This window comes from Alloalcanivorax marinus (assembly GCF_016906305.1).
Classification (GTDB): domain Bacteria; phylum Pseudomonadota; class Gammaproteobacteria; order Pseudomonadales; family Alcanivoracaceae; genus Alloalcanivorax; species Alloalcanivorax marinus.
Genome location: NZ_JADDOL010000019.1, coordinates 58141 through 78503, shown reverse-complemented (window position 1 = coordinate 78503; position 20363 = coordinate 58141). Strand labels below are relative to the sequence as shown.

Annotated in this window: 17 protein-coding genes; 7 read left to right on the top strand and 10 right to left on the bottom strand. The window is 67.1% G+C overall.

What is annotated here, in order from left to right:
* Positions 1 to 108: 108 nt before the first annotated feature.
* From IM760_RS15000 to IM760_RS14975, 6 genes are all read right to left on the bottom strand, one after another.
* A complete protein-coding gene (locus tag IM760_RS15000) occupies positions 109 to 1002 on the bottom strand; it encodes an ABC transporter permease (RefSeq protein ID WP_204430833.1) in 894 nt (297 codons plus the stop codon).
* Positions 999 to 1955 carry an ABC transporter permease gene (locus tag IM760_RS14995; RefSeq protein WP_204430831.1) on the bottom strand — a complete coding sequence of 319 codons (957 nt, stop codon included), beginning with the start codon at positions 1953 to 1955 and terminating at the stop codon, positions 999 to 1001. The genes IM760_RS15000 and IM760_RS14995 overlap by 4 nt, the downstream gene beginning before the upstream one ends.
* 4 nt (positions 1956 to 1959) lie before the next feature.
* Positions 1960 to 3549 (bottom strand): ABC transporter substrate-binding protein, encoded by a 1590-nt coding sequence (locus tag IM760_RS14990; protein ID WP_204430829.1) that lies wholly within the window; start codon positions 3547 to 3549, stop codon positions 1960 to 1962.
* Between the two features lie 45 nt (positions 3550 to 3594).
* Complete coding sequence (locus IM760_RS14985; protein WP_204430827.1) at positions 3595 to 4587, bottom strand: ABC transporter ATP-binding protein; 993 nt, start codon at positions 4585 to 4587, stop codon at positions 3595 to 3597.
* Complete coding sequence (locus IM760_RS14980; RefSeq protein ID WP_204430820.1) at positions 4584 to 5594, bottom strand: ABC transporter ATP-binding protein; 1011 nt, start codon at positions 5592 to 5594, stop codon at positions 4584 to 4586. The genes IM760_RS14985 and IM760_RS14980 overlap by 4 nt, the downstream gene beginning before the upstream one ends.
* Positions 5595 to 5708: 114 nt before the next feature.
* Positions 5709 to 6344, bottom strand: a complete 636-nt coding sequence (locus IM760_RS14975; RefSeq protein ID WP_204430819.1) for a TetR/AcrR family transcriptional regulator — start codon at positions 6342 to 6344, stop codon at positions 5709 to 5711.
* A 149-nt stretch (positions 6345 to 6493) separates the two neighbouring features.
* Between IM760_RS14975 and IM760_RS14970 the strand changes: the two genes are divergently transcribed.
* Complete coding sequence (locus tag IM760_RS14970) at positions 6494 to 9784, top strand: carboxyl transferase domain-containing protein (RefSeq protein WP_204430818.1); 3291 nt, start codon at positions 6494 to 6496, stop codon at positions 9782 to 9784.
* Between the two features lie 179 nt (positions 9785 to 9963).
* Here IM760_RS14970 and IM760_RS14965 read toward each other — a convergent pair whose 3' ends face one another.
* Positions 9964 to 10908: an NAD(P)-dependent oxidoreductase gene (locus IM760_RS14965; RefSeq protein WP_204430817.1), complete on the bottom strand. Its 945-nt coding sequence runs from the start codon at positions 10906 to 10908 to the stop codon at positions 9964 to 9966.
* Positions 10909 to 11148: 240 nt separating this feature from the next.
* Here IM760_RS14965 and IM760_RS14960 point away from each other — a divergent pair, with 240 nt between their 5' ends.
* Both IM760_RS14960 and IM760_RS14955 read left to right on the top strand, forming a co-directional pair.
* Positions 11149 to 12288 (top strand): aminotransferase class V-fold PLP-dependent enzyme, encoded by a 1140-nt coding sequence (locus IM760_RS14960; protein ID WP_239549870.1) that lies wholly within the window; start codon positions 11149 to 11151, stop codon positions 12286 to 12288.
* Between the two features lie 197 nt (positions 12289 to 12485).
* A complete protein-coding gene (locus tag IM760_RS14955; protein ID WP_204430816.1) occupies positions 12486 to 12941 on the top strand; it encodes a DUF2147 domain-containing protein in 456 nt (151 codons plus the stop codon).
* Positions 12942 to 12954: 13 nt separating this feature from the next.
* Here the strand turns inward: IM760_RS14955 and IM760_RS14950 are convergent, their stop codons facing one another.
* Positions 12955 to 13593: a TetR/AcrR family transcriptional regulator gene (locus IM760_RS14950; protein ID WP_204430814.1), complete on the bottom strand. Its 639-nt coding sequence runs from the start codon at positions 13591 to 13593 to the stop codon at positions 12955 to 12957.
* A 90-nt stretch (positions 13594 to 13683) separates the two neighbouring features.
* Here IM760_RS14950 and IM760_RS14945 point away from each other — a divergent pair, with 90 nt between their 5' ends.
* Complete coding sequence (locus IM760_RS14945; protein WP_204430813.1) at positions 13684 to 14505, top strand: SDR family NAD(P)-dependent oxidoreductase; 822 nt, start codon at positions 13684 to 13686, stop codon at positions 14503 to 14505.
* 23 nt (positions 14506 to 14528) lie between these two features.
* The gene (locus IM760_RS14940; protein WP_204430811.1) at positions 14529 to 15458 is read left to right on the top strand and encodes a ferritin family protein; all 930 of its coding nucleotides are present in this window, start codon (positions 14529 to 14531) and stop codon (positions 15456 to 15458) included.
* Here IM760_RS14940 and IM760_RS18925 read toward each other — a convergent pair.
* Entirely contained in the window at positions 15436 to 15804 is a 369-nt protein-coding gene (locus IM760_RS18925; protein ID WP_239549869.1) for a hypothetical protein, read from the bottom strand. The two genes, IM760_RS14940 and IM760_RS18925, sit on opposite strands and share 23 nt — an antisense overlap.
* Between IM760_RS18925 and IM760_RS14935 the strand changes: the two genes are divergently transcribed.
* Positions 15767 to 17215: a flavin-containing monooxygenase gene (locus IM760_RS14935; protein WP_338021406.1), complete on the top strand. Its 1449-nt coding sequence runs from the start codon at positions 15767 to 15769 to the stop codon at positions 17213 to 17215. The genes IM760_RS18925 and IM760_RS14935 overlap by 38 nt on opposite strands.
* Before the next feature lie 164 nt (positions 17216 to 17379).
* Here the strand turns inward: IM760_RS14935 and IM760_RS14930 are convergent, their stop codons facing one another.
* Positions 17380 to 18624, bottom strand: coding sequence for an acyl-CoA dehydrogenase family protein (locus IM760_RS14930; RefSeq protein WP_204430807.1), 1245 nt, complete (start codon positions 18622 to 18624; stop codon positions 17380 to 17382).
* Between the two features lie 225 nt (positions 18625 to 18849).
* On the opposite strand from IM760_RS14930, the gene IM760_RS14925 reads away from it, so the two are divergent.
* Positions 18850 to 20346, top strand: a complete 1497-nt coding sequence (locus tag IM760_RS14925; RefSeq protein ID WP_204430805.1) for a flavin-containing monooxygenase — start codon at positions 18850 to 18852, stop codon at positions 20344 to 20346.
* Positions 20347 to 20363 lie beyond the last annotated feature (17 nt).

The following is a 20363-nucleotide window of genomic DNA, read 5'->3' as shown; positions in this document are numbered from 1 at the left end:
ACGTTCGAAAGGGAGCCCCCAGGGACGGGTTCACGGCGTTCCCGGAAGGGGGCCCTCGCCGAGACGCGCCCCCCGCTGGAGGGTCCAGCCTCAGCAACAAAAGCCCGGTCAGCCATGCCCCCGCGCCGTAGGATCCAACGCCGTCCGCAAGGACTCCCCGAGCGCATTGAACGCCACCGCGGTAATCATGATGATCAACCCCGGCGCGTACATCTGCTCCGGCACCAGCGACATATACAGATAACCCCGCGCGATCATGGCGCCCCAGCTCACATCCGGCGGCTGCACCCCCAACCCCAGAAAACTGAGGCTGGCCTCGGCCAGCAACGCCACCGCCAGCAACAGCGTGCTCTGCACGATCACCGGCTGAATCGCATTGGGCAGCACATGCCGCCCCAGCAGCCGCAACGGCGACGCCCCGAAGCAACGCGCCGCGTCCACATACAGCTCCTGGCGCACCACCAGCGTACGGGCGCGGATCAGCCGCGCGATCTGCGGCGCGAACACCAGCCCCACGGAAAACATGGCGTTGGTCAGGCCGATGCCCATGGCGCCGGTCACCGCCACCGCCAGAATGATCGCCGGGAACGACAGAAAGGTATCGATCAGGCGGCTGATGGCCACGTCGGTCCAGCCGCCCACGAAGCCGGCGATCAGGCCCAGGGGAATGCCGATCAGCAGCGCCACCGACACCGCCAGCAGGGCCGCGTACAGGGAATTGGCGCCGCCATGGATCAGCCGGCTGAGCACATCGCGGCCCAGATCGTCGGTGCCCAGCCAATGGGCCGCCGACGGCCCTTCCAGCATGTGCTCCAGATCCTGGTGGGCCGGGTCGTAGGGCGCCACCCAGGGAGCCAGCAGGGCGGTGCCAAGAATCAGCACCAGCACCAGCAAACTCAGAGCGGCGCGGGGATCGCCGCGCAGCCAGCCCAGCACGCGCCGGACCGGGCCCGGCTCGGCGCCGGCGTGGCGGGACGGGGAAGAAACGGAAGCGGTGGTCATGCGTGAATCCTCGGATCGAGCACGGTGCAGGCTAGGTCGGTGCACAGGTTCACCAGAATCACCGTCACCACCATGGCCAGCACGGCGCCCTGCACCACCGGGAAGTCGCCCTGCAGCACCGCGTTGACGATGGAGCTGCCGATGCCCGGAATGGCGAACACCGCCTCCACCACCACGGTGGCGGCGAGAATCTTGTTGAACAGCAGGCCGACCACGGTGAGCAGGTTGACGCTCACGTTCTTGAGACCGTGCTTCCAGAGAATGCGCGCCGGGCTCAGGCCCTTGGCGTGCAGCGTGCGCACATGCTGGGAAGACTGAATCTCCACCAGCGAACTGCGCAGCTGCCGGGCCACCTCGGCGATGCCGTTGGTGCACAGCGCCAGCGCCGGCAAGGTGGCGTACCAGAGCGCGCCGCTGAAGTCCTCCCGGGGCGACACGAAGCCGGTGGCCGGAAACCACTGCAGGCCCAGGGCCAGGAACAGCACCAGGATCATGCCGAACCAGAAGTTCGGCACCGCCACGCCCAGGGAGGCGGCGCCCATGATGCCGCTGTCCAGGGGCGAGCCGGCGCGGGTGGCGGCGAGGATGCCCAGCGGCACCCCCACCAGCACCGACAGCAGCACCGCGTAGACCGCGATCAGCAGGGTATTGGGAAAGGTGCGCGCGATGGTCTGAGCCACCGGCTCGCCGGACAGCAGCGAGGTGCCCAGTTCCCCCTGGGCGGCGTGCCCCAGCCACTGGCCGTACTGCACAAGGAACGGCTGGTTCAGGCCGTAGGCCTCGCGGATCTGCTCGATGCGTTCCATGGAGGCGTTTTCGCCGGCCAGGGTGACGGCCACGTCACCCGGGATCAGCTGCATCAGGCAGAACACGATAAAGGTGGCCAACACCAGAATCGGCAGGGACTGCAGCAGACGCGCCGCCACCATGCGTTGTTTGACGCGGTTGGCCACGGGATCAGCCCTTCAGCGAAACGTTGTTGAATTTGGGTTTGCCGAGCAGGTTGTTGCGCAGGTTCCGCACCTTGTCGTTGGTGGCGACGATGCTTTCCCGGAACGCCAGCGGCACCACCAGGGCGTCTTCCATGACCAGCCTCTGCACCTTGGCCAGGGCCTCCTTGCGGGTGGCCAGGTCGTCGCTGCTGCGCGACGCCAGCAGCGCCTCGGCGAAGCCCTCCGGCGGTGCCTTGTCGCCGGCGTTGAAGTAGGACTCCTGGTTGTACATCAGCGAGTAGCTGAGGCTCGGGTCCGGGCGGCCGGTCCAGGCGGACAGCAACAGGTCGCCCTGCTTCTTGGCGAAGTATTCCGCCGACATGTCGGCGATGGTGCCGGTGCGGAAGCGGCCCTTGATGTTGGCGCGGGCGAACTGTGCCAGCAGCAGCTCCTGCATTTGCACCGAGGACTGGTCGTTGTAGCCGCGCATGTCCAGGGTCACGCCGTCGGCGTAGCCGGCCTCCTTGAGGAGCGCGCGGGCCTTGTCCGGATCGTGGGGGTAGAGCTCGGCGGTTTGCGCGTCGTAGGCCCAGTGGGACTTCGGCAGGTTCATATAGGCGGCCTCGCCGGAGCCGGCCATGGCGCCGCGAATAAAGGCATCGCGGTCCACCGCATGGTTCAGCGCCTGGCGCACGCGCCGGTCCTTCAGGGTGTCCCGGGACATGTTCAGATACAGCTGATAGCAATACACCGTGGAGCCGACCACGCCGTGCAGGGTGGGCATCTTTTCCACCAGCGGCTTCTGGCGCCCGTCCAGGTGGTAGGCCAGGTCGGCCTGCCCGGACATCACCGCCCGCAGCCGGGTGGCGCTGTCGGTGATGATCGAGAAGGTGATGCCGGCCAGGGCCGGCTTGTCGTCGCCCCGGTAGCCCTTGAACGCCTTCAGCACGATCTCGCTGCCGTCGTTCCATTTCTCGAACGTCATGAAGCCGGCGCCCACCGGTTGGCGATCCACCCGGTTGCCGTTGGCCTGCAACGCCTTGGGCGACACCATCATGCCGGCCCGGTCGGACAGGATCAGGGGCAGGGCGGTGTCCGGATTTTTCAGGTGCAGGGTGACGGTGTGCTCACCGTTCACCGTGACGCTGTCCACCGAGCCCAGGTCGGAGCGGATATTGGAAAACTCCGCGGTGCGGCTGCGATCCAGGTTGGTCTTCACCGCTTCGGCGTTGAACGGCGCGCCGTCGTGGAAGGTGACGCCCTGGCGCAGATGCAGCACCAGGGTTTTCGAATCGGTGAACTCCCAGCGCTCCGCCAGGCCCGGCTGCGCCTTGAGGCTGTCGAAATCCCAGGTCACCAGGGTGTCGTAGATCGGGAACAGGAACACGTGATCCGAGCCGGAGCCGCCGGTGGCCGGGTCCAGGCTGGACGGGTTGGCGTTGGCGCCCACCCGCAGCAGCGACGCGCCGGCGGGCTGGGCCCAGAGCGCGCCCGGCGCCATCAGGGTGCCGGCGGCCAGGGCGCCGGACAGCACGCCGAGAAAGGTGCGGCGGGACACGGCCAGGCCGTTCACGTCGAGCAGATCCTGATCCTGGGGGTTGGACTTCTTGTTCATGCGCTCTCCTGAAATTTTGTTGTTGTGTTCGGAAAACCGGGTCGCTCAGGCGGGGCCGGCGAAATGGCAGGCCACGCGATGGTCCGGCGCCACCTCGCGCCATTCCGGCACCTGCTCGGCGCAGCGCGCTTCGGCGCGCGGGCAGCGGGTGCGGAACGGGCAGCCGGACGGCGGATTCAGCGGGCTGGGAATCTCGCCCTGCAGGCGGATACGGCGCCGGTGGTCGCGCTGATCGCTGGGCAGCGGCAACGGCTCCGCCGACAGCAGCGCCTGGGTATAAGGATGCAAAGGCTGTTCGCAGACCGCCGCCGCCGGGCCCTGCTCCATCAGCCGGCCGAGATAGAGCACGCCGACCCGGTCGCTGACGTGGGACACCACCGAAATGTCGTGGGTGATAAAGGCATAGGTGATGCCGAACTCGTCCTGCAGATCGGCGAACAGATTGAGAATGGCGCCGCGGATCGACACATCCAGGGCCGCCACCACTTCGTCGCAGACAATGAAGCGCGGGCGCAGGGTCAGGGTGCGGGCGATATTGACCCGCTGCTTCTGGCCGCCGGACAGCTCATGGGGATAGCGGCGCCCGATCTGCGGCGCCAGGCCCACCCGCTCCAGGGCCTCGTCCGCCACCCGCCGGCGGCTGGCGCGGTCGCCGTCGCCGAGAATGTCGAGGGGCTCCATCACCGACTGGGCGATGGTCATGCGCGGGTTCAGGGCGGCGTGGGGGTCCTGGAAAATAATCTGATGATCGCGCCGCTGGCGGCGTCGTTCCGCCCGATTCAGCGACGCCGGCTCGCGGCCGTCGTAGAACAGGCGCCCGTCGGTGAGCGGCTGCAGCCCGGCCAGGGCGCGGCCCAGGGTGGTCTTGCCGGAGCCGGACTCGCCGATCAGGCCGAAGGTCTCCCCGGGACGGATGTCGAAGCTCACGTCGTCCACCGCCTTGACGGTGCCGGCGCGGGTGGGGAAATGCACGCGCACCCGGTCGGCGCGCACGCCGGCGGCCTGGGTGGACGGGCGGGGTGTCAGGCTGGCGTTCATGGGGTCACCGCTCCCGGCAGAGTGAGTTCGGCGCTGCGCCAGCAGCGCGCCAGCCGTGCGCGGTCCAGTTGGCGCAGGGGCTGGCCCTGTTCGCAGCCGTCGGCGGCGTGCGGGCAGCGCGCCTGGAAGCGGCAGCCGGCGGGCATCTCCGAGGGCGCCGGTACGCGCCCGGGAATCGACGGCAGCCGCCCGCCCCGTTCACTGAGGCCGGGCAGCGAGCGCAGCAGGCCGGAAGAGTAGGGATGCGCCGGACGGCGCAAGACGGTGTCCACCGGCGCGCTTTCCACCACTTCGCCGGCGTACATGGTGAGCAGCCGCGAGCAGGTTTCCGCCACCACGCCCAGGTCGTGGGTAATGAACAGCAGGGCGGTGCCGGTGGTGTCGCTGAGCTCGCACAGCAGATCGATGATCTGCGCCTGCACGGTCACGTCCAGGGCGGTGGTGGGTTCGTCGGCGATCACCAGCTTGGGCCGGCAAATCAGTGCCATGGCGATCATTACCCGCTGCCGCATGCCGCCGGAAAACTGGTAAGGGTAGTCGTCGATGCGCAGATGCGGCGAGGGGATGCCCACTTCCTCCAGGGCGGCGATGGCGCGTTCGCGGGCCTCCTTGCGGCGCACCGGGTAGTGGGCGCGCAGGGTTTCGGTGAGCTGTTCGCCGACCGTGAAGACCGGGTCCAGGGCGCTCATCGGTTCCTGGAAGATCATGCTGATGTCGCGGCCGCGGCGCCGCCGCAGTGCCCGCGGGGACATGGTCAGCAGGTCCTCGCCCTGGAACAGAATGCGGCCACGCACCCGGGCGGTGCGTTTCGGCAGCAGGCCGAGCAGGGACAGGCCGGTGACGGTTTTGCCGCAGCCGCTCTCGCCCACCACGCCCACCCGTTCGCCGGCGCCCACGGTGAAGGACACGTCCCGGGTAATGGCGGTTTCGCCGCCGGGATGGACGAAGGCGATGTTCAGGTCCTCCACCGCCAGCAGCGGTGGGGAACCGGTTTCCTCGTGCGCCATGCTTTCTCTCCGTGCCGGCACATCCACGGTCGGCCGGTCGTGTCGGGCCGAAGGGGATTGTTGTTATGGGGTGCCGGTTGTTACCGGCTGCCCGTTCTTACCGATTGCCTGTTCTTACCGCTTGCCATAGGCGGCGGTGACGGTATCGATCACCGCCTGATAATGCTCCAGCAGTTTGGTCAGGCCGCTGTGCTGAGTGAGCAGCGAGCCGAAGTACCACAGCGGGGTGATCAGCATCACCACCTGCCGCACCGGGGTGTCCGGGCGCAGCTCGCCCTCGCCGATGGCCAGCTTCACGGCGTGGGCCACGAACTCCTCGAAATGCCGGGACATTTCGGAAATGCCTTCCTGGGTGCGCTCGGAGATCAGGTGCCGCTCGAAGCGCACCCGCGCCGACAGGCTCCAGGGATTGCGGCCCTTGGGCGTATCGTTGAATTCGTAGAAACGCCGTTCGCAGTCGCGGGCCACCAGGGTGATGCGCTCCGCCAGGGTCAGTCCGGGGCGGGCCCACACGTCCTGGAACTGGGCCTCCAGGTCGTCGAAGGTTTCCTGGAACACTTCCTCGATCAGCGCCGACTTGTTGCCGAAGTGGTAGTGCAGATTGGCCCGGGTGGTGTTCACCACCTCGGCGATGTCGCCGTAGCTCACGTCGCTGATGCCGCGCTGAATGAACAGGGCGCGGGCGGCCTCCTTGATCTGCGCCTTCATGGGCGGCTGGCCAAGCTGGGATTTCTTTTCCGGTCGGGCCACGCCGGCCTCCTGATGGTGGGTGAGCACTGCAAGTGCTGACTAATCTGCAAGTAAATAAAACCGGAGTCAATACTAATTGACGTGCAAGTCAGTATCTCGCTATCTTGCCGCCAAACCGATCACTAAAACGAACAAACCGGACCGCCCTCATGACCCGTAAGCTTCTGATCGCCAACCGTGGCGAAATCGCCGTGCGCATCGCCCGCGCTGCCGCCGACCTGGACATCGCCACCGTGGCGGTCCATCCCGCCGACGACGAGCGCGCCCTGCACACCCGCGTGGCCGACCAGGCGGTGGCCCTGGAAGGGCGCGGCGCCGCCGCCTACCTGGACGCGGAGCAACTGGTGCGGGTGGCGGTGGAGACCGGCTGCGACGCGGTGCACCCGGGCTATGGGTTTCTCAGCGAGAGCCGGGATTTCGCCGAGCGCTGCCAGCGGGCCGGCCTCACCTTCGTGGGGCCCACCCCGGAGGTGCTGGCGCTGCTGGGCGACAAGGCCCGCGCCCGGGTGCTGGCGGAGGAGTGCCAGGTGCCGGTGGTGCCCGGCACCGGCGCCGACACCACCCTGGAGCAGGCCCAGGCGTTCCGCGACGGCCTGGGCGGCGACGCCACCGTGATCGTCAAGGCGATCGCCGGTGGCGGCGGCCGGGGCATGCGCATCGTCGGCCCCGGCGACGACCTGGCGGAGGCGTTCAAACGCTGCCAGGCGGAAGCGCAGGCCGCGTTCGGCAATGGCGCGCTCTACGTGGAGCGCTTTATCAAACGGGCCCGGCACATCGAAGTGCAGGTGGTGGGCGACGGCGGCGACGCGCCGGTGCACCTGTGGGAGCGTGAATGCAGCCTGCAGCGCCGTAACCAGAAGCTGGTGGAGATCGCGCCGGCCCCGAGCCTGTCGGAAAGCACCCGCCAGCAGCTGCTGGACGCGGCCCTGCGGCTGGCGGCCCGGGTCGGCTACCGCAGCCTGGGCACCTTTGAATTCCTGGTGGACGCGGACGAAAGCCGGTTCGCCTTTATCGAAGCCAATCCGCGCCTGCAGGTGGAGCACACCGTCACCGAGGAAGTCACCGGCGTGGACCTGGTACAGACCCAGTTGAAAATCGCCGGCGGCGCCTCCCTGGCGGATCTGGGCCTGAGCCGCGACACGGTGCCGGCCCCGGACGGCTTCGCCGTGCAGCTGCGCATCAATATGGAAACCATGGACGCCAGCGGCGAGGCGCGGCCCGCCGGCGGCACCCTGGCCACCTTCGAGCCGCCCTCCGGCCCGGGCCTGCGCGTGGACACCTTCGGCTATCGCGGCTACCGCACCAGCCCCCACTACGACTCCCTGCTGGCCAAGCTGATCGTGCACGGCCGGGGCGACTTCGCCACCGCCATCCGCCGTGCCTACCGGGCCCTTTGCCAGTTCCGCATCGAGGGCGTGGACACCAACATCGGCTTCCTGCAGAACCTGCTGCGCCGCGATGAGGTGGCGGACAACGCGGTCTACACCCGCTTCGTGGACGACCATATGGCCGAACTGGTGAACGGCGGCGAGCATCCGTCACTGCACTTCGGCGAGGCCGGCGCGGACACCCGATCCCAGGGCCCCTCGGTGCAGGCGCCGCCGGGCACCGAAGGCGTGCTCACGCCCATGCAGGGGGTGGTGGCGGAACTGCTGGTGGCCGAGGGCGACAGCGTCCGCGAGGGCCAGCCGGTGGCGTTCGTGGAAGCCATGAAAATGCAGCACCGGGTGGTGGCCGCCACCAGTGGCACCGTGCGCCAGCTCGCCTTCGCCGTGGGCGACGCGGTGGCCGCCGGTGATCCGCTGCTGTTCATCGTTCCCGGCGAGGTGGCCGGCGACGCGGACGCCCAGGAAGAAGAGATCGACCTGGACCGCATCCGCCCGGACCTGGCGAAGCTGAAAGCCCGAGAAGGCCTGCTGCTGGACGAAAACCGCCCGGACGCGGTGGCCAAGCGTCGCAAGACCGGTCAGCGCACCGCCCGCGAGAACGTGGCGGCGATCGTCGACGAGGACAGCTTTATCGAATACGGCGGCTTCACCTTCGCCGCCCAGCGCGCCCGCCGTGACCTGGACGATCTGATCCACAACACCCCGGCGGACGGCATGATCACCGGCATCGGCGCGGTGAACGGCGACCTGTTCGACGAAAGCAAGAGCCGCTGCGCGGTGCTGGCCTATGACTACACCGTGCTGGCCGGCACCCAGGGCACCATGAATCACAAGAAAACCGACCGCATCCTGCAGGTGGCGGAGCAGCAGAAACTGCCGGTGATCTTTTTCGCCGAGGGCGGCGGCGGCCGTCCCGGCGACACCGATAACGCCACCAAGGTGGCAGGCCTGGACGGGCCCAGCTTTATTCAATACGCCCGGCTCAGCGGGCTGGTGCCGCGCATCGCCGTGGTCTCCGGCCGCTGCTTCGCCGGCAATGCGGTGTTCGCCGGCACCAGCGATCTGATCATCGCCACCGAGAACGCCTGCATCGGCATGGCCGGCCCGGCCATGATCGAAGGCGGTGGCCTGGGCGTGTTCAAGCCCGAGGAAGTGGGACCGGTGTCGGTGCAGCGCGCCAACGGCGTGATCGACTGCGTGGTGAAGGACGAACAGGAAGGCGCCGCCCTGGCGAAAAAACTGATGGGCTACTTCCAGGGCACGGTCACCGACTGGGACTGCGAGGACCAGCGCTGGCTGCGCCGGGCGGTGCCAGAGAACCGGCTGCACGCCTACGACATGCGCGCGCTGATCCGTATTCTGGTGGACACCGATTCCGTGGTGGAACTGCGCGCCGACTTCGCCCCCGGCATGATCACCGCCTTCGTGCGCATCGAAGGCCGGCCCCTGGGCCTGATCGCCAACGACCCGCAGGTGCTGGGCGGCGCCATCGACGCCGCCGGCGCTGACAAGGCGTCACGCTTCATGCAGCTTTGCGATGCCTTCGGCATTCCGCTGGTGAGCCTGTGCGACACCCCCGGCTTCATGGTGGGCCCGTCCGAGGAAGAGACCGCCATGGTGCGCCGCACCTGCCGCATGTTCGTCACCGCCGCCAGCCTCACCGTGCCGCTGTTCACCCTGGTAACGCGCAAGGGCTACGGCCTGGGCGCCCAGGGCATGGCCGGTGGCTCCTTCCACGCGCCCATGTTCTGCGCCTCCTGGCCTAGCGGCGAATTCGGCGGCATGGGCCTGGAAGGGGCGGTGAACCTGGCCTACAAGAAAGAGCTGGAGGCCCAGGAAACCCCGGAAAAACGCCAGGCCCTGTTCAAGCAACTGGTGGACAAACTCTATGAACGGGGCGAGGCCCTGAGCATGGCCGCCGCCCTGGAAATCGACGCCGTCATCGACCCGGCGGACTCCCGCCAATGGCTGATGCGCGGCCTGCGCGCCACCCCGCCCGGCGGGCTGGAGCCGATTGCCGGCAAGCGCCGGCCGATGATTGATACTTGGTAAAGGACTAGTTGAAAGTTAAAAGTTGAAAGTTGAAAGGGGCGCGGCCCGCCGGCGCTTTCCCGCGGCCGTTGGCCGTTCTGTTTCGTTTGAAGCTTGTGGCTTGTAGCCGCCATGGGCGCGGGCACGGCCGGTCCGTCCCGCAAGGCCCCACCCGCGTTTCAACCTTTAACTTTGAACTTTCAACGCCTTCCCTCGTACACCACATTCTGAAGCTCTTCCCCGTTGGCGATGCGCCGCACCTGCTCGCGCAGGTAGGCGGCCAACCGTGGCTTGAGCGCTTCGGAACGGCCGCCGACATGGGGCGCCAGATACAGGCCCGGCGCATCCCAGAGTGGGTGATCGGCGGGCAGAGGTTCCGGCTCCACCACGTCCAGGGCGGCGCGCAGGCGGCCGCTTTGCAGTTCGGCCAGCAGGGCGTCGGTGTCCACCACCGGGCCCCGTGCCACGTTCACCACCAGGGCATCGTCCGGCAGGCGGGCCAGGAAGTCCGCGTTTACCATGCCCCGGGTTTCGTCGTTGAGCGGCGTGATCAGAATCACGATCTCCGCCGCCGGCAGCAGGGCGGGCAATTCGTCCACGCCGTGCACATGGCCGTGCTGGTCGTCGCGGGCGCGGGTGCCCACCCGGGTCAGCTCGACGCCGAACGGCGCCAGCCGCTCGGCGATGGCCACGCCCACGCCGCCGGTGCCGATCATCAGCACCTTGCGGTCCAGCAGTCCCGGTGAGGTGAACGGCCGCCAGACGTGCTCCGCCTGATCCCGGGCGAAGCGGTCCAGGCCACGCTGGGCGGTGAGAATCAGCCCCAGGGTCAGCTCCGCGGTGGGGCCGGCGTGCAGCCCGTAGGCGCTGGCCACGGCGGCGCCCCGGCCCGCCTCGATAAAACCGTCGTAGCCGGTGGACTGGGTCTGGATCAGCTTGAGATTGGGCAGGGTGGACAGCCGCTGCTTGCCCGCTTCACCGGCGGGATGATGAAACACCACCGCCTCCACTTCCGCTTCACTCAGACCCTCGGGCGCGCCGTTCAGGTCCCACACCCCCAGTTTCAAATCCCCGGCCTGATCCTTGACGGTGTCCAGATGCCATTGGGTGGGAAGAGTAAGGGTGCGGATGTCGAGGGTGGTCACGGGGAAGCTCCGGGGGTGAAGAAGTTGAAAGTGAAAAGTTGAAAGTGAAAAGGAAAGCAGGCCGGCCAGTGTACAACATGGCGCTCTGCGGCGCGGGCACGGCGGTTCCGTTTTGCCGGGCCGGCCTCGCGCTTTCAACTTTTAACTTGTAACTTTTAACCCGGCTATGCCTTGCAGCCCGCCGCCCACGTCTCTATAACGGATGGCCTGTGAAATTTCTAAGGCTTTTGAAGCGGGAGAATGCTTGTGTCTCGACTGGTGCCCGAGGTGGATCCGGAAGGTCTGCTGGAATATTCCGTGGTGTTCACGGATCGCTCCCTGAACCACATGTCCCAGGCGTTCCAGCAGGTGATGCGGGACATCTCCACCACCCTGAAACAGGCCTACCACGCCGACGCGGTGGCGGTGGTGCCCGGTGGCGGGACCTTCGCCATGGAGGCGGTGGCGCGCCAGTTCGCCACCGGTAAACGCTGTCTGGTGATCCGCAACGGCTGGTTCAGTTACCGCTGGAGCCAGATCTTCGAAATGGGTGACATTCCCGCCGGGGAAACCGTGCTCAAGGCGCGGCCGGTGAGCGGCGAGGGCGAACCGGCGCCGTTCGCGCCGGCGCCCATCGAGGAAGTGGTGGACGCCATTCGCCGGGAAAAACCGGAGATGGTGTTCGCCCCCCATGTGGAGACCGCCGCCGGGCTGATGCTGCCCGACGACTATCTCAAGGCGGTGGCCGAGGCGGTGCACGAGGTGGGCGGCCTGTTCGTGCTCGACTGCATCGCCTCCGGGGCGATCTGGGTGGACATGAAGGCGACCGGCGTGGACGTGCTGATCAGCGCGCCGCAGAAGGGCTGGAGCTCGTCCCCCTGCGCCGGCCTGGTGATGATGAACGAGGCCGCCCTGGCGGTGCTGGAGAATACCCGCAGCACCAGCTTCGCCGCCGACCTCAAGCGCTGGCTGGAGATCATGCGCGCCTACGAAAACGGCGGCCACGCCTACCACGCCACCCTGCCCACGGACAGCCTGACCCGGTTCCGCGACTTCATGGAGGAAACCCGCGCCCAGGGCTTCTCCGTGGTGCGCGCCGCCCAGGAGGAGCTGGGCGGCCGGGTCCGGGCGCTGTTCACCCGCTATGGCATCCGCAGCGTGGCGGCGCCGGGCTTCGAGGCGCCGGGCGTGGTGGTCTGCTACACCGACGATGACGGCCTGCACAACGCCAGCAAGTTCATCGCCGAGGGCCTGCAGACCGCCGCCGGCGTGCCGCTGATGTGCGACGAGCCGGCGGATTTCAAAACCTTCCGGGTGGGCCTGTTCGGCCTCGATAAGCTCAGCCACATCGACCGTACCGTGGACCAGTTGGAAACCGCCCTTTCCCACATCGCCGGCTGATGCCGTCAGGCCGGAGCCCCGGTGGGTTCCGGCCTGGCGCGATTTGACGGTGTTTTAAACACCCCGCCCCCTCTCTTATTTTTTAATGAATTCCTCAGAGCGAATACGGTTTGAGGGACATTTCTTTTTGTTTTGTTTACTCTCTCGGCCTCGCTCACCCCCGTGGACTTTCTCCACGCTTTCCGGAGGACCGTGTCATGATCAAACCGCTGATTTCCGCCGCCCTGCTCGGTGTGTGCGCCGTGAGCTGGGCCGCCGATGATTCCCATGCCATCGAAGGTGTCTGGGAAACCAAGACCGGTGGCTATGTGCAGATTTACCAGGACGGTGACACCTGGAACGGCCGCGTGGTCGGCTCCAGCGACGGCGTCGCCCGCTACGATGAGAACAACCCGGACGAAAGCAAACGGGACCGCCGCCTGCTGGGCGTGACCGTGCTGCGCGATCTCAAATACGCCGGCGACCAGACCTGGGAAGACGGCAGCATCTACTCCCCGGACAACGGCAAGACCTACAGCGCCAAGGCCAGACTGACCGACCCGGACACCCTGGAAGCGCGGGGCTACATCGGCGTCAGCCTGCTCGGCCGCAGCCAGACCTGGCACCGGGTCGGCGAGGACGCCCCGCACCTGCATAAGGATTTGCTGAAGTAAAAAACGCTTGCCGCTAGCCCGGGGCCGAAGGGCCCCGGGCTAATTCCCCTTCCACGAAATACCCCACCATATCCCCCAATCCGCGCACCAGATCGTCGAACGCCACCGTCGGGTGGGGGTCGGTGAGGTGGCGGATGACGGTGAAGATGCCGCCGTTGATCATGATGAAGCCCATGGCCGGCAGGTTGCCCAGGCGGGTCAGGTCCGGGTGGTGCATCACGTACTGCACCAGCAGATTCATCAGCAGCCGGTTGATCGGTTCCAGCTGATTGCGCGGCGCGAAGTAGGCGGCATAGCTCATATAGCGCAGGTAACGGCCGTCGTCCCGTTCCAGCAGATCCCGGAAGCGGTACAGCAGCTCCGCCACCAGCGGCCGGATTTCCATGCGCACCAGTTCCGGGATGCGCGGCTGCACCATCTCCACCACTTCCGCCACCACGTGCTGGTGCATGGCGTCGAAGATCTCTTCCTTGTTGGCGAAGTACTCGTACAGCGACCCCACGCTGACGCCGGCGATCTCGGCGATGTGCCGGGTGGTGGTGCCTTCCACGCCATGGCGACTCAGGGAGATGAACCCGGCCTCGACGATGGCGCGCACGGTGGCCTTGGCACGGGGCTGGGAGGGGCGGCGCTGGCGGGAGGAAGGCGGCATATCCGAATTGAATCCGAACAAATGATCGGACTACTTTGCCATTGATGAATGTCACGGTCAATTTGGCACCGTGTGGCGAGGACCCCGAACATGACAGAACAAATCACCCGAAACGCCCGCGCCGTGGTCACCGGCGCCGGCAGCGGCATCGGCCGCGCCTTCGCGCTGGAACTGGCCGCCCGGGGCGGCCGCGTGGTGTGCGCCGACATCGATGAAACCAGCGCCGGCGCCACCGCCGACCGCATCCGCGAAAAAGGCGGGCTGGCCCTGGCGGTGCCCTGCGACGTGTCCGAGCTGGCCCAGGTGGAGGCGCTGGCCGACCGGGCCGCCGAATGGTTCGGCGAGGACCCGGACCTGGTGATCAACAACGCCGGCGTGGGCGCCGGCGGCAAACGGGTGGGCGAGATCCCCATGGCCGACTGGCACTGGGTGATGGGCGTCAATATGTGGGGCGTGATCCACGGCTGCCACGTGTTCGCGCCGCGTCTGCGCGCGCTGCCCCGCGCCGGCATCATCAATGTCTGCTCCACCGCCAGCTTCGCGGCGGCGCCCGGCATGGGGCCCTACAACGCCAGCAAGGCGGCGGTGCTGGCCCTGTCCGAGACCCTGGCGGCGGAAAGCGCCGGCAGCGGCCTGCACGTCACCGCCCTGTGCCCCACGGTGGTGAAAACCAACATCTTCAGCAGTGGCCGCATCGACGCTTCGGTGACGCCGCTGATGAACCGCTGGGTGTCGCTCACCGGCGTGTCCGCCAAGGGCGTGGCGCGCACCACCCTCAAGGCCCTGGATCGCAATCGTCTGTACGTGCTGCCCCAGGTGGACGCCCGGCTGATCTGGCGCACCAAGCGCTATCTGCCGGCGCTGTACGCCCGCGGCACCGGTCTGCTGAGCCGCTTTACCCTGGTTTCCTGAATCCTTCGAAAAGGGAGAAACGCATGGCTTCCATCGATCTCGACAAAATGCTCGCCAAGGTCAAGGCCAGCCAATGGGCGCTGGCGGACATCGACTGGGACGCCCCCGGCGCCGAGTTGATCACCGACGAGCAGCGCCCCAAGCTGAAAGCCTTCATGGCCGATCTGATGTGGATCGAGCATGTCGGCGCGCGCGGCTTCGCGGCCATGGCCCGCAAGGCGCCCAATGACACCCTCAAGGAAATCTACACCTATTTCCACGCCGAGGAGCAACGCCACGCCAACGCGGAGATGGCGCTGATGAAGCGCTGGGGCATGCTCGACGGCGACCAGGTGCCGGAGCCCAACAAGAACCTGCGGCTGGTGATCCAGTGGCTGGACCGCTACAGCGACGATATGCCCCTGGAAGTGCTGGGTTCGGTGATTCCCATGCTGGAAATCGCCCTGGACGGCGCGCTCTGTACTTTCCTGCTGGACACCGTGGACGACCCGGTCTGCCACCAGGCGTTCGCGCGCATCAACGACGATGAATCCCGCCACCTGGGCGTGGGCTTCCACGTGCTGGAAATGCAGGGCCACGGCGATGCCTACATCAAGGTGCTGAAAACCATCGCCACCCTGCTGGACCCGCGTCTGATTCTCGGCATCGCCTCCTATGTGCCGCTGCTCAATCGTATGCGCGACAACATCATCGACATGGGGCTGGGCGAGGAGCGGCTGTACGCCGCCATGAAGAAGTTCGAACGCATCGGCGGCCGCACGCCCGAGGGGCGCCGCAATCCCTGGTACCAGATCATCAGCCGCCACGGCCGCATCGTGATCAACCGCCGCCACAGGCTGTACCACGCCCCGGTGGACGCCATGGTGCGGCTCACCGACCGGATCCCGGACCGGGTGATGCCTTCGCGGGTGCCCACCTGGGTCAAGGGCATCACGTATAAGCCGGTGGTTTGAACGAGTTGAAAGTTGAAAGTGAAAAGTTGAAAGGACAAGCGGACGGGTCAGCGATGAGCAATCGTGAGGAAAACATTCGTGAGGAAAAGATTGGCGGGCAGGAGCATCCGACGCCGGAAAATAAAACGGCGGTGAAGAAGCCCGCGTCGGGCAAAACCGTGGCCAGGAAGGCGCCGGCCAAAAAAGCCGTCGCGAAAAAAGCGGTGGCAAAAAAGGCCGCCGGCAGGAAGGCGCCACGCAAAGCGCCTACGAAAAAAGCCGCGACCAGGAAAACGGCGCCCCGCCAAGCCGCCGCCAAGCCGGTGTCGGTGCTGATCGTCGGCGCCGGCTTCGCCGGGCTGGGCATGGCGATCCGTCTCAAGAAGGCGGGCATCGAGGACTTCGTGATCCTGGAGCGCGGCGATCGGGTGGGCGGCACCTGGCGGGACAACACCTACCCGGGGGCGGCCTGCGACATTCCGTCCAATCTGTATTCGTTTTCGTTCGCGCCCAACCCGAACTGGTCGCGCAGCTATTCGGAAAGCGCCGAGATTCTGGATTACATCGAGTATCTGGTGGCCGCCTTCGGGCTCAAGCAGCACATTCGCTTTAACCATAACGTGAGTGGCCTGGAGTTCGACGAGAAGCAGGGCCTGTGGACGGCGCGGCTGGACGGCGGTGGCACGGTGCGGGCGCGCTCGGCGGTGATGGCCCAGGGGCCCCTGTCCAACGCCAGCCTGCCGGACATCGAAGGGGTGGCGGCGTTCCGGGGCAAGAAGATCCACAGTGCCCGCTGGGACCACGATTACGATTTCACCGGCAAGCGGGTGGCGGTGATCGGCACCGGCGCCAGCGGTATCCAGATCGTGCCGGAGCTGGTGGATCGGGTGGCCCGCCTGAAGGTGTTCCAACGCACGCCGGCCTGGGTGATCCCGCGTCCGGATTTCCATACGCCGGGCTGGAACAAAGCGCTGTTCCGGGCGGTGCCGGCCAGCCAGAAGGCCCTGCGCGAGGCGCTGTTCTGGACCCACGAGACCATGGCCATGGCGGTGATCTGGAATTCGCCGCTGACGCGCCTGGCGGAAGGGCTGGCCCGGCGCCATCTGCACCGGCAGGTGCGGGACGATTGGATGCGCCGGCAACTGACGCCGGATTTCCGTATCGGCTGCAAGCGGGTGCTGGTGTCCAACGACTATTATCCGGCGCTGCAGAAAGACAACGCCCAGTTGATTACCTGGCCCATCGCCAGGTTGTCGGAGAACGGCATCCGCACCGCCGATGGCGTGGAGCATGAGCTGGATTGCGTGGTGTTCGCCACCGGCTTCGACGTGCCCAAGAGCGGTACGCCCTTCTCGGTGCGCGGGCGCGGGGGCCGGGAGCTGGGCGCGGAGTGGGCCGGCGGTGCCCGGGCTTATAAGAGCATCAATGTGGCCGGCTACCCGAATCTGTTTTTCCTGTTTGGGCCGAACAGCGGGCCGGGCCACAACTCCGCCCTGGTCTACATGGAAGCCCAGCTCGATTACGCCCTGCGCGGCGTGCAACGGCTGATGGACGACAACCTCAAGCTGCTCGACGTGAAGCCGGCGGTGCAGGCGCGCCACAATAAACAGCTTCAGAAGCGTCTGGCGCGGACCAACTGGAATTCCGGTTGCAAGAGCTGGTATCTCACCGAGGACGGTTTCAACGCCACCATGTTCCCGGGCTTCGCTACCCAGTACCGGGCGCAGATGGCCACCTTCGAGGATGGGGATTATGAGTGGGTGGCGTTGAAGTCGTAGCGATCGATCTTTGGGCCCTCCAGCGGAGACGCTTCGAGGTGGCGTCACGTGCGGCTTCGCCTCGGAGGGGGCGGTAGGAGCGGCTTCAGCCGCGATGCCGTTGGCACGGCCCATGATCGCGGCTGAAGCCGCTCCTACGGAGGCTCCGTATCTCGGCGGCGTTTCTACAGGGTGAAATAGGCGGCCGTGTCGCCCCGGTGTTCGCGGGCTTTCTTGAGTTCGGCCCGGGCCACGGTGCGCAGGTGCACTTCGTCCGGGCCGTCCATGAAGCGCAGGGCGCGGCCCCAGGTGTAGAGGTAGGCCAGGGGGGTGTCCGGGGACAGGCCCATGGCGCCGAAGATCTGGATGGCGCGGTCCACCACTCTTGTCTGCAGGCGGGCGGCCACCAGCTTGATGGCGGAGACCTGGGTGCGGGCGGCGGCGTTGCCGTGGCGGTCCATCAGCCAGGCGGCGTGCAGCACCAGCAGGCGGGCCTGGTCGATTTCCAGGCGCGATTCCGCGATCCAGTCCTTCACGTTCTCATGCTCGCTGAGCGCCTTGCCGAATACGCGCCGTTCCAGGGCTCGCTCGCACATCATTTCCAGGGCCAGTTCGCACTGGCCGATGGTGCGCATGCAGTGGTGCACGCGCCCCGGGCCGAGCCGTGCCTGGGCCATGGCGAAGCCTTCGCCGGGGGCGCCCAGGCGGTGGTCCACGGGCACCCGCACGCCCCGGAACACCAGCTCGCAGTGGCCTTCCGGGGAGTGATGCTGAAAGATGGGGATGTTGCGTTCCACGGTGAGGCCGGGGGTGTTCATCGGCACGATCAGCAGGGAGTGCTGGCGATGGCGGTCGCCGTCGGGGCCGTCGTCGCAGCGTCCCAGCACCACGGCGAAGGCGCAGCGCGGGTGGGCGGCGCCGGTGATGAACCATTTGCGGCCATCGATCACGTAGTGGTCGCCGTCGCGGCGGAAGGTGGTGCCGATGTTGGTGGCGTCGGAGGAGGCCACGTCCGGCTCGCTCATGGCGAAGCAGGAGCGGATCTCGCCCTCCAGCTGCGGGCGCAGCCAGCGCCGGTATTGTTCGGCGTCGGCGAAGCGGTGCAGCAGTTCCATGTTGCCGGTGTCCGGCGCGCTGCAGTTGAACACCTCGGCGGCCCAGGGCAGGCGGCCCATGATTTCCGCCAGGGGCGCGTAGTCCAGGTTGCTCATGGCGGTGCCCGGTTCGTCCTCGCGCAGTTCCGGCAGGAACAGATTCCACAGGCCCAGCTCCCGGGCGCGGGCCTTGAGCGGCTCGATCACCGCCAGCGGGTACTCGCCGGCGGCGGCGGCGCGGTGCCAGTCGTTGTTGCGCGGCAGCACCTCGCTGGCCATGAAGCGGCGCAGCAGGTCCTGGACCTGCACCGCGTACTCGGAAAAGCTGAAATCCATGGTGGCTCCGGGACGGTGGGGTCTTCAGGGTAGGCCGCCGGGCCCGGGCGCAGTTTGATCCAGGTCAACGGCGGCGGAACGGGCCACGGGATTGACCGTAGCGACGACCGAACGGCCCGCTTTGCCCTTTCCCCGTGGCCGGGGCGGGGGCATCATGCCCTGCAATGAACTTGCCATTGAGTAATGTAATCCTGGTCGCCGGCGGCGGCCGGGCTGGAGGTGGGAATGTCCCGGAATCACTTTGATGTACTGATTATCGGCGCCGGTCTGTCCGGCGTGGGCGCGGCCTGTCATCTGAGCCGCGATTGCCCGGATCGCAGCTTCGCGCTGATCGAACGGCGCCAGCGCATGGGCGGCACCTGGGACCTGTTCCGCTACCCGGGGATTCGCTCGGACTCCGACATGTACACCCTGGGCTACAACTTCCGCCCCTGGACCGATCCCAAGGTGCTGGCGGACGGCCCGTCGATCCGCCAGTACATCGTGGACACCGCCCGCGAGTACAAGATCGAGGACAAGATCCATTACGGCCTGCGCATGCTCGGCGCGGACTTTTCCACCGAGACCAGCCTGTGGACCGTGGAGGTGGAGCACGAGGGCAGCGGCGAGCGGGAGACCTATACCTGTCAGTTCCTGCTGTGCTGCACCGGCTACTACAATTACGACACCGGTTATAAACCGGAATTTCCCGGCGAACAGGACTTCAAGGGCCAGGTGATCCACCCGCAGCACTGGCCGGAGAATCTGGATTACACCGGCAAGAAAGTGGTGGTGATCGGCAGCGGCGCCACCGCCGTCACCCTGGTGCCGGCCATGGCCGGCGAAGCCGGGCACGTGACCATGCTGCAGCGCTCGCCCACCTACATCGCCACGGTGCCGGAGCGCGACGAGATTTCCGTGCGGCTGCGCCGCTTCCTGCCGGAAATGGTGGTGTACCGGATGGCGCGGGCACGCAACATCGCCCTGCAGCGGCTGGTGTTCAAGCTGTCCAAGACGCGTCCCGGTCTGGTGCGCCGCGCGCTGCTCGCCGCCGCCCGCCGTCAGCTCGGTGACGACATCGACATGAAGCACTTCCGGCCCAGCTACAACCCCTGGGACGAGCGGCTGTGCGCGGTGCCCAACGGCGACCTGTTCCGGGTGCTCAAGCAGGGCCGCGCCTCCATCGTCACAGACCACATCGAGACCTTCACGGAGAATGGCCTGCGACTGAAGTCCGGCGAGGAACTGGAGGCCGACATCGTGGTGTCCGCCACCGGCCTGGACATGCAGTTGCTGGGCGGCGCGGCGCTGTCGGTGGACGGCGAAACCCGGGAGCCCAACGACGTGCTGGTGTACAAGGGCGTGATGCTGCGCGACGTGCCCAACATGGCCATGGTGTTCGGCTACACCAACTCGTCCTGGACGCTGAAGGCGGACCTGGTGGCGGAGTACGTGTGCCGCCTGCTCAATTACATGTCCCGCAAGGGGCTGCGCCAGGTCACCCCCCGTGACCCGGAGGGCTGCGACACCGACACCTCCTTCCTCGACCTGCAGTCCGGCTACATCCAGCGCGCCGCCCACAAGCTGCCGCGTCAGGGCTCCAAGGCTCCCTGGAAGGTGCTGAGCAACTACCTCTACGACCTGCCCCGTTTGCGCTATGGGCGCATCGACGACGACACCCTGGAATTCGTCAAGGACGAAAACCGCAAGCGTCGCGGTGTCGGCGCGCTGCTGCGCGGCTGAGGGGGACGGGTTTTCCC